The organism is Roseovarius sp. ZX-A-9 (assembly GCF_028369135.1).
GTDB lineage: Bacteria > Pseudomonadota > Alphaproteobacteria > Rhodobacterales > Rhodobacteraceae > Roseovarius.
In genome coordinates this window covers 1-14,088 of record NZ_JAPWHW010000042.1, presented here as the reverse complement: position 1 = coordinate 14,088, position 14,088 = coordinate 1, and the positions used below count along the sequence as shown (strand labels likewise).

The window sequence follows — 14,088 nt, the reverse complement described above, 5'->3', positions numbered from 1 at the left end:
GTTAATGAAGTCGGACATAAGGCCGGACTTACCATCGGATCGATCCCGAGATCAGACGGCCGCCGCCGGAGCCTTACGATACTGCGACATGCGAGAGAGATCGGTGCCGACTTGATCGTAGTGGGCACTTACCCATGCGATGAAGAAAAAGCCGATGCGGCGCGCTCTGTTTCTTTCGGAGATGGACGCGGTAGAGTCCTGGCACCGGCTGCTACGGTTGACCGAGGGACACTACCGAACGTCATTGCCCGTCTAGAATTTTATCGACCAGCTTTTCCGCAATCATCAAGGTTGGTGCATTGATATTTCCGCTGGTCACTGACGGAAAAATCGAGGCGTCAACCACCCTCAAGCCTGAAACGCCGCGAACGCGGCCCTCCGCATCAACAACTGACGCGTCATCAATCCCCATGCGGCACGTTCCGCAAGGATGATATGTAGACTTCAGATTTTGCCTGATGAATTCGTCAATCTCATCGTCTGTTTGCACTTCGATTCCAGGGCTCAACTCCGGGCCCCTGCAGGCATCCAGAGCAGGTTGAGCCAAAATCACCCTCAGCTTTCGCACGCATTCTCTGAGTTCTTCCAGGTCCCCGGTGCGAGCGAGATAATTGTAATGAATTGCGGGCGGGCGTTCGGAATCTGTGCTCTGGACAGTCACCGTACCGCGGCTTCGGGGCCTCAAGAGCATCGCGGTGACTTGAAACCCATGCACCCGCGCCTTGGAGGACCCATCAGGTTTGGCCAGCAGCGGCACCAATACGTACTGAACATTCGGTTGGGAAAGCTCGTCATTGGTTTTTATGTAACCAACCGTTTCGAAGTGATTGGTGGCACCCCATCCGGTTTTACGAAGGATCCACTCAATGCCAATCATTGCCTTTTTGGGGAAACGCAAAGCCGGTGAAACCGTGATAGGTTGGTTTGCCTTGTGTGAAATGCTGAAATCCACGTGGTCGTGCAGATTCTGTCCCACTTCCGGGCTGTCGACAACAACATCAATCCCGAGCGACGCGAGCTGTTTTGCGGGACCGATTCCAGACAAGACAAGTAATTTGGGTGAGTTGATAGACCCCGCGCTAAGAATCACTTCCTTTGCGCAGAAAGCCTGCTTTGTTTGCCCGTTTTTTCGGTACTCAACGCCTCTTGTACGGCCATCAGCAAACAAGACACGATCAACCATCGCCTCCTTCTCGATACGCAGGTTCTTCCGACTGCGTATCGGATGGATATAGGCTGTTGCTGCGCTGACACGACGCCCCTTGTGGATCGTCTGGTCGTTCAGTCCGAAACCTTCCTGATCCTCGCCGTTTGTGTCTTTGGCGATTGGATAGCCGGCTTGTTCTGCGGCAGCCAGGAACATTGATTGCAAAGGACTAGAGAGTTTGGGAGCGGTCACATTGACCGGGCCGGAGCCCCCGCGATAGTCGTTCGCTCCCCCGCTGAACGTTTCGAGTTTCTTGAAATAAGGTAGACACTTTTCATAAGACCAATCTTCGAGTCCATGCTCAATCGCCCAGGCATCGAAATCCGCACGATGCCCGCGCACAAAACTCATCGCATTGATCGAAGAAGAGCCCCCCATCACACGCCCGCGGTAACAGGGCGCTGTACGCCCATTCAGGTGCTGTTCCGGTTCGGTCTCATAGCCCCAGTCGAATTTGCCCTTTGTCATGGCCTGGGTGAAGGCGGCGGGCATATTGATAAAAAGATGATTGTCATCTGGCCCTGCCTCAATCAGCAGAACCCGATGCTTGCCGCTGGCTGTCAGCCGGTTCGCCAGAACGCATCCGGCGCTACCAGCACCTACGACAATATAGTCAAACTCTTGGGTCATTCTTGGGGCCCGATGTGCTGGAAAGCTCTTTGCGAAAATTGACATTCACCGATTTGAGCTGCGTGTAGGACAGCAGTTCATCAATGTTGCCTTCACGTCCGTTACCGCTCTTTTTCCACCCCCCGTAGGGTGATCCGTGTGGGTAACTCACGCTGCCATTGATCTCGACATAGCCCACTTCCAGGGCGTCCGCGGTCTGGTGAGCGGTCTCCAGGTCGTCCGTGACAAGCACGGCAGTCAAACCATATTCGACACCATTTGCAATTGACACCATCTCGTCATGGTCTTCCCAATCAAGGACCGTAATAACCGGACCATAGATTTCCTCTTGGGCGATCGACATATCCGGCCGGGCGTCCGAAAAGACCGCCGGAGTGACAAAATTCCCATTCTTGAGAGCGTCATCTTCGGGAATTGTGCCGCCGATGAGCAGTTTGGCGCCTTCGGATTTCCCAGCCTCGATGTACCCCAAAATGCGTTCGAAGAGCGGCCTGGTCGATATCGCGCCCATTCCACTTTCGGAATCCGTAGGCAGGCCAACACGCACGGCTTTGACACGTTCAACAAGGGCATCCAGAAACGGTTGTTTAAGTGACCTATGCACAAGTACGCGGGAGGTTGAACTACAGGAATGCGACTGGCATTTGAAATTCATGCCCGAGACGGCGATGTCAGCCGCAAATTCGGGGTTGGCATCGGGAAATACGATCAGGGCATTTTTGCCACCCAATTCCATGGTCAGGTTCTTGAGTGACGGGGCCGCAGCTTGGGTGATTAGAACGCCCGCTTCTGAGCTGCCTGTCACCGCCAACCGATGGACATCCGCATGCGTTACAAGTGGCGTGGAAACACGATCATTGTCGCCCGTGACGACGTTAATGACCCCCGGAGGCACGATATCCTTGATAAGCCGCGCGAATACGAGGGCCGAAATCGGCGTATGGGGTGACGGTTTGGCCACCAGACAGTTCCCCATCAACAATGGCGCAGCCAATCCGGTTCCAAAAGCTTGAATCGGATGATTGAAAGGCAGAAGCTTTGCGACCACGCCGAACGGTGATCTGCGAGTATAGTGCAGGTTGACATCAAGCTGCGTCACCTCACCTTTGACTTCGCTGGCCGATCTGGAAAGATTGTCAATCACATCAGCGGCCCATGCCGCGTCATGTTGCATTGACGAAAAGACGCTTCCTGAATCAAGCGTATCGATATAGCCAAGATCTGCAGAGTGCTCCCGCAACACCTGACCGATTTTCTGGACGATTTCCTGACGCTCGCTAAGAGGACGGGCCGCCCAGCCTGGCTGAGCCGCCTTGGCGGCGGCTACAGCCATGTCAACGTCTGCGGGCGAGGCGTTCGGGTACGTTCCGACGACTGATCCTGTAGCTGGATCAATAGATTGGCGTGTTTCGGATGTGGCTCCGGTCGTGAGTTGGCCATTTATCAAAAGGCACATCTCCTGATCCAAAAGCTTCCGGCAGCTCCTACTTATCGGCTCAGTCGTCATTTTACTTGTATCCTACGATCTACAATTTTCGGGCAATGTATTTGGTGAAGTCGTTGACTTCCCGCTCAAGCCAGCTCAGCTGACCCGACCCGCTCAGGTCACCAGCAGTGCCTTGCTGCATCCCTTCGACGACGAAGCGATCTTCTTCCTGAACCTTGGCCAAAAATTCGCGGATTTCCCCCAAGGAAGCATCCGGGTCCGAAAGGTTTTCCAGCACTTCCGGAGCGATTGCAGCACCGTGGCGAATCCGCACTTTGTCAACGCCAATGGGCTGGATCGAAAGATACCAAAGGTGATCAGGTGCCAAAGAAAACATGTGGCTTGGGAATATGGTCGGCAAGACGCTTGTTATGCGCCATTTCCCTTCCAGGGAGGTATTTGAAGGGTGTGCCGTGCCGACAGGCGCTTCTTTGTCCTTGGTATAGGTCTGATACGTGAAGTTTTCGTCCGCTTCATCGACGTCAGAAAATTCTGTCTCATCAAGCGGGCAGAACGCGCCAACCGTGGCCTTGTGTGCCACTGGAAGGTGGTAGCCTTCCATGAAATTTTCTGCGAGGAGTTTCCAGTTGCAATTCCATACAGTGTCTTTCAGCACAATGCCGACATAGTTTTCGCAGTTATACCGCTCGATAAGGGGCGTGAGATTTGCAAGCTTCTCATGCACCGGCCGCGCGTTAGGATTCAATGTCAGATAAATCCAGCCATGCCAGATTTCACTACGGATCTCAGGGAGACTGATGTCTTTTTTGTTAAAGTCATCTGTCTTGTTCATATAAGGAGCACCGATCAACTGCCCTGACAAGTCATAGGTCCAGGCGTGATAGGGGCAAACGATGCGCTTACATGTACCTTTGCCCTCGAGTAGAAGCATCATGCGATGTCGGCAAGTGTTCGAATAAGCTGCTACTTCACCATCGGGTCTGCGGACGACAAGCACTGGCTCATCAAGGATTTTCCAAGTTAGATAATCTCCAACATTTGGAATGTCTTGTGTGCGCCCGATACAAATCCATTCGTCTTTGAAAATCTTTTCTTTCTCAAGTTCCAAAATGGATTCTGATTGATACATTTTTCGAGGCATGGCCTTCGCCTGGCCCAATGGCTTTGCAGCGTTCGTTTTGAGCTCCGTAAGAATGTCATTTACGGAATTTGTTATTACGGTATGTTCCATGGTTTTGACCCTTCACGTTTGCCAAATTCCTCAGCCTAACTTGGCCCTGCATTTGATCTGACCGAATGGCGATCAGATTTTACCCACTTACCTCAGGCTGGATTTCAGGTGATGATCGGACACACAAAGACCAATGTCAGTTGCGTAGACGTTGCCCATCTCAGAGGCCTGACGTTACAAAATATCTCAACGCAGCCAGGCGAGCGTTTTCCGGAAAATTTCACTTTCTGAACTCGACAGGCGATTCACGACATCGAAATGATCGACATCAGGCTCGGCGTATTTTTCGATCGGCGCTTCGAATGTCGACCACTGCGCCACGAACTCGTCGGCCTGCCAATGGAATTGGGGCGTTTCGCCGCCTCCCAGAGTGACAAGAATTGGTGCTGTCGTTGCCGGAGGCAGGAATTGCGGACTAAGTGCCTTGGCCTTGCTTTCATCAAGATGAAGCGCATCGCTGATGGTTGTTCTGAGCAGTGGCTCGAGCTGGAAAAGACCGCTGATCGGAATGCCTGATTTGATCAGGTTCTTGGGCACATCCAAATTGAAACTCGGCCAATCAGTTGCAAGAGCTATGCCGGTAAGGTGCCCGCCAGCCGAGTGACCCGAAACATTGATCCGGTCTTTGTTGATGCCTTCGGCAGCACCATTTTGCCACAGCCAAACAAGAGCAGAGCGAATTTTGCCTGCCATCGAAGCCATCGTCGCCGAAGGACACAGTTCATACCCGACGATAGCGACATCCACCCCGGCCTTGAGGAAAGATTCCGCGACAAAGCTATACATGGCCTTGTCACCGCGCTGCCAGTAGCCGCCATGAATGAAAACAAATAGCGGGGCTTCCTTTTCACCACACAGGAATAGATCCATCAGATCCTTTTCGCCCGGCCCGTATCTGCGATCGAGTTTTACCGTCGCGTTCTTTCGCAAAGCGGCGCTTCGCTCGGCCCAGGATTGGCTCAGCTCGGCAAAATCCGACCTGAGAAGGCGAACATCATATCCGTGCTCAAGGGTCGGATCTACAGGAATGGTACGTGTCATCTGGTATTCTCCGCTGGTAGTGGCGATTTCCAACTTTAGAAGGCAACTTGCGATTCGCCTTTGAGCGCCAGCCTTGTCCGAGCTTCTGCGGGCGTTGCGATCTTCAGAGACAGATCCTCCAGGATGCGCCGAATTTTCGCGACCTGCTGAGCGTTTGTCTCTGCCAACACGCCCCTCGAAATGAACAAGCTGTCCTCAAGGCCAACCCGGACGTTGCCACCCAGATTGCCGGCAATCGTTGCAAATGGCATTTGATTGCGCCCCGCAGCCAATACGGACCACTCGTGATCCTCGCCAAAGAGTTTCAGTGCTATTTTTCGCATGTGGAACAGATTGTCAGCATCCGCACCGATTCCGCCAAGCAGACCAAATACAGTCTGGATAAGGAACGGCGGCTTTATCAGGCCCCGGTCGGCAAAATGGGCCAGATTGTACAAATGCCCAACATCGTAACACTCGAATTCGAACCGAGTTCCGCAGCCATCGCCGAGATTCTTGAGAATGATCTCGATGTCCGCAAAAGTGTTTCGAAAGATATAGTCCCGGGTCATACCCAGAAACTCAGGCTCCCACTCGTGCTTCCAATCCTGGTATTTCTCCAGCAATGGATAAAGGCCAAAGTTCATCGAGCCCATATTTAGCGAAGCCATCTCAGGCTTAAGCTGCAACGCCGCGGCAAGGCGTTCTTCGACAGTCATCCCCGGACTGCCACCGGTACTCACATTGATCACAGCATCTGTTTGCTGCTTGATGTCGGGCAAAAATTGCAGCCACGTATCCGTGTCCGCCGTTGGCTTGCCATTCTCGGGATCTCTGGCGTGCAAATGGATGATGGACGCGCCCGCTTCTGCGGCACCTACCGCTGCGTCGACGATTTCACCAGGCGTAATGGGCAAATGAGGCGACATCGTCGGAGTGTGAATGCTCCCCGTCACCGCGCATGTGATAATCACAGGCTTCGAACTCATCATTGCCTCCTTTAACTCATTCTAAAAATTGTCTATCAGACAACCAGACAATATGGCAATATATATTTTCCTTGTTGTCCCCGAAAACAATACAACCCCTGAACGCAACGCCGGGAGGCAGGCCACATGAGAAATAAACCCTTGGAATACAAGTCTCTTTCAACAGCGCAAAAGCGAGTCTACGACCAGATTTCCAGCGGCCCAAGAGGGCGTGTCGGGGGGCCTTTTCCGGCCCTTCTGTCGACTCCAGAAATTGCCGACCGTGTTCAGGCGCTCGGAGCATCACTTCGCTTCGACGGCAAGCTGCCCTCCCATATCCGCGAGATCGCCATTCTTGTGACATCGCGTCACTGGGATTGTCTGGCAGAATGGAACGCTCATGTTCTTATCGGCCAAGCCGAAGGGCTCGATGAAACGGTGATCGAGCGCATCGCAAACGACAGCCCCCTGCCCGCCCAGCCACCGGAAAATGCACTGGCCCGCGATCTGTGCAAGGAGCTGCTCGAAACCCAATTCGTCAACGATGACCTCTATGAGCGCGCGACCCAGACATTCGGCCAAGATGGGCTGGTCGAGCTTGTCACTATCGTCGGTTATTTCGCTATGTTGTCTATGATCCTAAACACATACGAGGTGGCCCCAGAGAGTGACTATCAAAACATTCCGGATCACCTTCGCTTACCGAACGTTTGATCCAGCGAAAATTTTAAGCCGCCCCACCCCGAAGTTGATGGTAAAATGGAGCAGTCACTTCAACAATTTTACAGTCGAGGTTGCCGTCGCGATGAGGCGATTTTTTTGATAAAGCTCCCCCGCCAGAAACGCGATGGACCTTCCCCTGTGAATGACCCTGCCCTTTGCCAGCATCGGGCCGGGCCGTCCTGCCGACATGAAGTTAACTTTGATTTCAAGCGTTGCGACCATCTTGCAAACGTCAGGAATGCCAATCACGGAATAGGCCATCACGGCATCCAGCATGCCCGTAATATACCCGCCCTGCACGACATCACCGGAATGGCAAAACATCTCCACGGCTTCGAATTCCATATCCAGCGTTTCGTCACTTTCGCTAAAAGCGACCGCGACACCCCGCAGCGTCGCCACCGAAGCTGGCCAATCTGCATTCAATCTTTCCAGGATAGCATCGTTACCCATCTGGCGCTCCTTCATTCCAAGATACGGTGTTCAAAGTTGATTTCGGGTGCCCAATGTGTTTTTTTCAGGCGATTGGTTGAAACCTGTCTTCCCGGCGACCGAAGGCAAACGCAGCGGACACAACACATAGAAAAACAAGGAAAAACAACGTGAAAAGCGATATAAAGAGCCTTTCGAAACTCAGAGTTGATCGTTCGCAAGACACCATCCACTCGAAAACGGTCAATGTTCTGAGGGCCGCAATTCTTGAAGGATCCTTTCGCCCAGGAGAGAGGCTGGTTGAGCGTGTATTGTGCGAGACGACCGGCGTTGGCCGTAGCTCCATCCGCGAAGCCCTTCGGCAATTGGAGGCTGAACACCTGATCGAATACACGCCACATAAAGGCCCGTTTGTCGTCAGCATTACCGCCGAAGATTTGCAGGAAATCTACGAAATGCGCGAGGCTGTCGAAGGACTTGCAGTCAGGCTTTTCACCGAACGCGCCAGCGATGATGTTGTTGCACAGCTGCCTCAAATCGTTGATCGGTATGATGAGGCGATGAGGCACCAAGAGATTGAGACCATTCTTAAGATTACAGATGAGTTTTTCAGTGTGCTTTTCGACGGTGCCGAAAATAGGTTGGTTTCCTATTACTCAAATATTCTTCACGCAAAGATCAGATTTGTTCGGATGACAACCACCTACCGCCAAACGGACACACAAAAAAACAAGTACATACAAACATTCAGGGACATAGCGAACGCTATACAGTCCAGGGATGTCGACCTCGCGGTTGCCGCAAGCAGACGGCACGTGCAACATGCCGCCTCGGTTGCCATATCGGCGTTTCAGAAACAGGACTGATTTGCAGATCTGCTACCCACTCCTCTTTGACGCCCTCCTGAAAAGCTGCAACGAAATTTCGCTATGCAACCCGCAACGCCTTGAGATCACTGATGATCTTTTGGCTGGCGTTGTGTCCGGGTACGCCGCTTACGGTTCCACCCGGCCATGTACCAGAGCCGCAAAGATACAATCCGGGGACCGGCATTTGATAGGATGCCCATCCGGGAACCGGTCGAAGGCTGAACATTTGAGCCGGCATCATATCCAGGTGCATGACGTTGGCATCTCTCAAACCATATTCCTGTTCAAGATCTTTCGGGCTGAGGAACTTCTTGTCGATTATCAGGTCCTTCAGGTTCGGCATGTACTCGGACATCACATCAATGCAACGGTTGCCAAATCGATCACGCTCTGTCTCCCAATCCCCTTCGGCCAGGTCGATCGGCGCGTGCCATACATTTGCACTCAAGATATGCTTTCCGGGAGGTGCCATTTCCGGGTCTGAAACTGACGGGATGAGCCCCAGAATAATCGGATCCTTTGATGCACGCCCGTATTTTGCATCATCATAGGCGCGCTCCATGTAATCTAAAGATGGCGACAGCCTGAACTGACACCCGGCATAGAGGCGCTCCATTCCAGCAGGCGCAGCCGACATCACCGGCAAGCCGTCCAAAGCCAGAGCAATTTTGAACGCCGACCCTCTTTTGGGGAGTTGGTCGAACGGATCGATGAACTCCCTTTCGAGGCCATTGCAATCCAGCAAATCGACCATTGTCGTTTTGGGGTGAAGATTGGAAACGACAACTCGCGCCTCTATGAATTCACCTGTTTCCAGTTCCACGCCCTGAATCGCATTCGCGTTTCCGACAATCCGTGACACCTCACAATCGGTGCGCACGACGCCCCCATAAGCCTCGAGGGATGCGCGCATTGCCTTGGTAACGCTACCCATTCCACCAATCGGCAATCCTGTTGATCCTCTCAGGTACTGCTTGCGGGGATCGTGATCATCGCTTGTGCCTCCGGAAGCAAGGGAGAAGGGGCGCATCATCAACAGATAAGGGCTACCCGGCGTCCTGGGGCCTACCATGTTCGATGTGACACTGATTGCAGCGATTACCGCTTTCAGCTCTTCAGATTCCAGCCGACTATCAAGAAGATCTTTCAGACTGCCAAGAAATACCTTGGCAAATGCGTCTTCGTCTTCGTCTGTTTTCAAGCGCGCCATCACATCGCGCAGCCTCGGCGGGTTGTCGAACAGGGATATACCGATGCGACGACCGAAATCGTTCAGATACTCAAAAAACTCGGCATATGCAGTGACATCCTTTTTCGAGAATTTCGCAATTTCATCTGCCGTTTTTTGACGATCACGCCAGGCAACCATGGCACGACCATCCGGAAAAGGAACGACCAGGGATGGATCAGGCCGAGTAAACTCGAGGCCAAACTTTTTCAATTCCAGGTCCAGCACGACTTTCGGCTCGAGAGACCCCGGTGAGTTGGGGATCGACCCCCTGAAACCCTTGAAGAATTCGCGGTCTGCACTCAGACCTCCGACCACAGAGCGACGTTCAAGCACAAGCACCCGTTGCCCTGACCGAGCAAGGTAACCGCCACAAACAAGGCCGTTATGCCCACCGCCAACAATAACTACATCAAACTTCGCACCCATCTACCCGTCCCTCTGTGGTCATCAAGTCGCCACTGATTAGCAGACAATCAGACGAATATTCAAGGATTAAGTCAGAATCCGACCGCATATTTGGGCGTGTGCTGCAAAAACTTCTGCTAACACTTTGTTTTATAACCACTTTAATAAACTTGTATTTTTGTCTGTTGGTATGATAATAGGATTGCTACGAGCTTTGACCTGCAAACAGGGCATGCGGCTCGAAGGGTAACCGGCTTGACCTTACAGATAACCTTATGGCCGCCTATCAAAGAGAACGATTATGACTGAAACACTCACCGAGACACCAACGACCGTCACACCTGAACTTCTGGACGCCATTGGGGATGCATTTAACAGCAATGATATTAATGCGGTTATGCCGTATTTTGCCCAGGATGCCGTTTTTGACCACGGCGCAGGGCCCGATGCCCACGGCGTCCGCTTTGAAGGATATGCCGCCTTGGAAAAAGTGTTCGGCACGCTTTTTCAAAGTGTCGAGAACGTTCATTGGAAAACCCTCGATGCGCGCATCGCGGGGAACAAAGCCTATTGCGAGTACCTGAGAACCGCGCGTCTCAAGGACGGCACGGTGCAGGAATACCAAAGCGTGGACATCTTCACATTTGAGGATGGATTGATCGTTTACAAAGATACGTATTCCAAAAACAGGAGCAGCTGAGGCGCGCTTTCGGCTTTTTCGGGTTTTCATACTGTCGCTCACAAGAGAGCCGCCGCTGCGATTTCCGCACCGCAACATGCGACCAGTCAACGACATCGGATCGCGTAGTGGAGCCTGCAAGCCGCTGCTCCGCAAGTGGGAATTCTGCACGCTGGCTGTGCTTTCGGGAGGAAAGTTGCCAACTGAGCGGAGGTTGCGACCCCCTAAAGCCATACGCCACAGGTCTGAAAAGACCATCAGCAACTTAAAAACCATCGTCAATTTACTGGGAGGATTCGATATGACGACGTTTAATGACAACACGGTGCGTGACCGCATCATATCTGCGGGGCGGGCAAGAAAGATATCGAGGCGCAGCTTCATGGGCCATGCCTGTGCAACGGGCCTCACCGCGACAGCGGCATCTACACTCTGGACTTCACAGGTTGCCGCCTCGACCCCTAGCCGGGGTGGCACATTCCGCGTCGGCGTCCATGATGCCAACACATCTGACATACTGGATCCAGGTCTATACAATTCCTATTTCACGGTTCAGCTAAGCCACGCGTCTCGTAGTTACATCACGGCTATCAACCCGGATGGTACGCTTGGCCCGGACCTTGCTGAGAGCTGGAGCGCGTCGCCGGATGCAACTGTCTGGACCTTCGAATTGTCCAAGAACGCGACCTTCCACGACGGACGCCCCGTGACATCTCGTGATGCGATCGCATCGTTGCGCCATCATATGCGTGAAGGGTCTAGCTCAGTCGCCAAGCCACTACTGGCCAGCGTGAAGGATGTGAGAGCCGATGGAGATCATACCCTTATTGTTGAGCTGAATGAGGGTTTGGCGGACCTGCCTTATATCATTAACGAGTATCACATTGCGATTGTGCCTGCCGACGCTGATGGAAATGCAGATTGGCAGAGCGGTATAGGCTCTGGCCCGTACAAGATTGATAGCTGGGAACCTGGCATCGGAGCAAGTCTTACACGTCACGAAGGCTGGCACGGCGAAGGCGGCTGGTTTGACGCGGTTGAGCTGATAGCAATCAATGACCCGAATGCACGTCAAACAGCGCTGCTATCCAACGATGTCGATGCCGTGAGTTCAGTCGATGTAAAGACGTTGAGGCTGCTCAGCCGGCGCCCCGGGATCGAAATCATCAACCTGCCATCGGGTTCGACAGTCACGTTGCCGATGATTGCATCGTCTGCCCCCTTCGAAAACAATCATATCCGCATGGCAATGAAACATGCGATTGATCGAGAAGAGATGATCGAAAAGATCCTCTTTGGCACGGCGACATTGGGAAATGATTTTCACATCTCTCCCAATATGCCCTATTACCCGACCGATATTTCGCAGCGTCCCTATGATCCGGACAAGGCAAAATGGCACCTGAAAGAAGCCGGGCTAGACAGTTTTGACACCAACCTTTCCGCATCGGATTCCCTGATGTCAGGCGCTGTCGACTTTGCCACGCTTTATGCAGAACAAGCCCGATCAGCCGGAATCAACATCAAGGTCGTGCGTGAGCCAAACGATGGATACTGGTCCGATGTCTGGCAAAAGAAACCTTTCGTGTTCGCGAAATGGGGCGCGCGGCCAACGCCGGACTCCATTTTCTCTCTCATCTACGAATCAGGCTCTAGCTGGACAGAAACCTTCTGGAGCCACGAGCGGTTCGATTCGCTGCTGCGGCAAGCCAAGGGTGAATTGGATGATGCCACGCGTTCCGAGATGTACCGGGAAATGGCTATCATCTCACGGGATGAAGGCAGCACGGTCATTCCGATGTTCACAAACTATGTTTATGCCATGAGAGACAGCGTCGCTCACCATGACATAGTGAGTAACTCTTGGGAGCTCGACGGAGCGCGCGCTTATCAGCGCTGGTGGTTCAAGAGCTGATTGGCGAGTAAAAAACGAGGACGTCATTGGTTCGGTTTCGCGCCAACGGCGGTCCTCGTTTTTGCACGTGACAAAATGCAGGTTACCCCGTGTTTTTCGAATGTCACCAATGTAACAGCTGAACAGACTGGCGTGATCAAACCTGGTCACGAGCGAAACAGATGAGCGGAGATTGTTCGGCCATCGGCAAATGACGCGCCCGAGGCTTTCAGATCAGTGGCACATGCTGTCCGTGCCATGCAAAATTCCGTTTTCTGCATCACGGACCTCCCGTCGCCAACTCTCTGAAAAACCGAGCGACGATACATTTAGTTTTTCCTTGGGAGCGATAGATTGAGTTACTTGGCGCAACTTGTTTTTAAACGCCTAGGCTTGGGGCTGGCGATGCTACTGGTCGTATCCGTCATCATTTTCTTCATGGTCGAACTTCTGCCCGGCGATATCGCCGAGGCGGTTCTGGGCCAAGGGGCGACCGAAGAAAACCTGGCCGCGATGCGCGAACAGATGGGACTGAACAAGCCTGCTATCTTGCGCTACCTGGAGTGGCTGTCTGGCGCCGTGATGTTCGATTTCGGCAGTTCGATCGTAACACAGGAACCGGTGATAAGCGTAGTCGGTGAGCGGTTCATGAACACGCTTTTCCTTGCGGCCTATGCCGCGGTCATCGCGGTGCCGATGGCTATCACTCTGGGTGTCCTTGTTGCCCTGCTGCGCAACACGATCTTCGATCGCGTGGCCAACGTGCTGACGCTGACCTCGATCTCCAGCCCCGAATTTTTCCTGGGTTACATCCTGATCCTCTACTTTTCGGTAGAATGGGGAATGTTCCCGGCAATCTCGAACCTGAACGAGGGAATGTCATTATGGCAATCGCTCGAGCGCACCTTTCTTCCTGCGCTGACGCTGGTTCTGGTGGTTGTGGCGCATATGATGCGGATGACACGAGCCGCGATCATCAACCTTCTGGCCAGCCCCTATATCGAAATGGCGCGTCTCAAGGGCGCGCCGCCGTGGAAGGTGATCGTCAAACACGCGCTGCCCAACGCCTGGGCGCCGATCATCAACGTTGTCGCGCTGAACCTGGCCTACCTGATTACCGGTGTGGTGCTGGTCGAGGTGGTGTTCGTCTATCCGGGCATCGGTCAGGCACTTGTCGACGCGGTTTCCAAGCGCGATTTCCCGGTAGTACAGGCCTGCTGCCTGATTTTCGCCGCGACCTTCATCCTGCTAAATCTGGCAGCCGATGTCGGCGCTATCCTGACAAACCCGCGTTTGCGGCATCCGAAGTAAGGGGGCAGATACATGAGCATTTTTGTAATCGGCTACTATTC

General features: G+C 53.1%; 12 protein-coding genes. 5 read left to right on the top strand and 7 right to left on the bottom strand.

Going from position 1 to position 14,088, the window contains the following annotated elements; genetic code table 11:
- Window positions 1–241 precede the first annotated feature (241 nt).
- The 5 genes from O3306_RS21825 to O3306_RS21805 form a co-directional block, all read right to left on the bottom strand.
- The gene (locus tag O3306_RS21825; protein WP_272011442.1) at window positions 242–1,837 is read right to left on the bottom strand and encodes a choline dehydrogenase; all 1,596 of its coding nucleotides are present in this window, start codon (window positions 1,835–1,837) and stop codon (window positions 242–244) included.
- Window positions 1,821–3,293 carry an aldehyde dehydrogenase family protein gene (locus O3306_RS21820; RefSeq protein ID WP_272011443.1) on the bottom strand — a complete coding sequence of 491 codons (1,473 nt, stop codon included), beginning with the start codon at window positions 3,291–3,293 and terminating at the stop codon, window positions 1,821–1,823. The genes O3306_RS21825 and O3306_RS21820 overlap by 17 nt, the downstream gene beginning before the upstream one ends.
- 70 nt (window positions 3,294–3,363) lie before the next feature.
- Complete coding sequence (locus O3306_RS21815) at window positions 3,364–4,515, bottom strand: aromatic ring-hydroxylating oxygenase subunit alpha (protein WP_272011441.1); 1,152 nt, start codon at window positions 4,513–4,515, stop codon at window positions 3,364–3,366.
- A 186-nt stretch (window positions 4,516–4,701) separates the two neighbouring features.
- Window positions 4,702–5,556 carry an alpha/beta hydrolase gene (locus O3306_RS21810; protein WP_272011440.1) on the bottom strand — a complete coding sequence of 285 codons (855 nt, stop codon included), beginning with the start codon at window positions 5,554–5,556 and terminating at the stop codon, window positions 4,702–4,704.
- Window positions 5,557–5,591: 35 nt separating this feature from the next.
- Window positions 5,592–6,527, bottom strand: a complete 936-nt coding sequence (locus O3306_RS21805) for a 3-keto-5-aminohexanoate cleavage protein (protein WP_272011438.1) — start codon at window positions 6,525–6,527, stop codon at window positions 5,592–5,594.
- Window positions 6,528–6,650: 123 nt separating this feature from the next.
- On the opposite strand from O3306_RS21805, the gene O3306_RS21800 reads away from it, so the two are divergent.
- On the top strand, window positions 6,651–7,217 hold the full coding sequence (locus O3306_RS21800; RefSeq protein ID WP_272011436.1) for a carboxymuconolactone decarboxylase family protein: 567 nt from the start codon (window positions 6,651–6,653) through the stop codon (window positions 7,215–7,217).
- Window positions 7,218–7,271: 54 nt separating this feature from the next.
- Here the strand turns inward: O3306_RS21800 and O3306_RS21795 are convergent, their stop codons facing one another.
- A complete protein-coding gene (locus tag O3306_RS21795) occupies window positions 7,272–7,694 on the bottom strand; it encodes a PaaI family thioesterase (protein ID WP_272011434.1) in 423 nt (140 codons plus the stop codon).
- A gap of 134 nt (window positions 7,695–7,828) precedes the next feature.
- On the opposite strand from O3306_RS21795, the gene O3306_RS21790 reads away from it, so the two are divergent.
- Window positions 7,829–8,524 (top strand): GntR family transcriptional regulator, encoded by a 696-nt coding sequence (locus tag O3306_RS21790; protein ID WP_272011433.1) that lies wholly within the window; start codon window positions 7,829–7,831, stop codon window positions 8,522–8,524.
- Between the two features lie 61 nt (window positions 8,525–8,585).
- On the opposite strand, the gene O3306_RS21785 is transcribed toward O3306_RS21790, so the two are convergent.
- A complete protein-coding gene (locus O3306_RS21785; protein WP_272011431.1) occupies window positions 8,586–10,184 on the bottom strand; it encodes a phytoene desaturase family protein in 1,599 nt (532 codons plus the stop codon).
- A 280-nt stretch (window positions 10,185–10,464) separates the two neighbouring features.
- Between O3306_RS21785 and O3306_RS21780 the strand changes: the two genes are divergently transcribed.
- From O3306_RS21780 to O3306_RS21770, 3 genes are all read left to right on the top strand, one after another.
- Entirely contained in the window at window positions 10,465–10,863 is a 399-nt protein-coding gene (locus tag O3306_RS21780; protein WP_272011429.1) for a nuclear transport factor 2 family protein, read from the top strand.
- A 280-nt stretch (window positions 10,864–11,143) separates the two neighbouring features.
- Complete coding sequence (locus O3306_RS21775; protein WP_272011427.1) at window positions 11,144–12,757, top strand: ABC transporter substrate-binding protein; 1,614 nt, start codon at window positions 11,144–11,146, stop codon at window positions 12,755–12,757.
- 384 nt (window positions 12,758–13,141) lie between these two features.
- Complete coding sequence (locus O3306_RS21770) at window positions 13,142–14,047, top strand: ABC transporter permease (protein ID WP_442970035.1); 906 nt, start codon at window positions 13,142–13,144, stop codon at window positions 14,045–14,047.
- The last annotated feature ends 41 nt before the right edge of the window (window positions 14,048–14,088 follow it).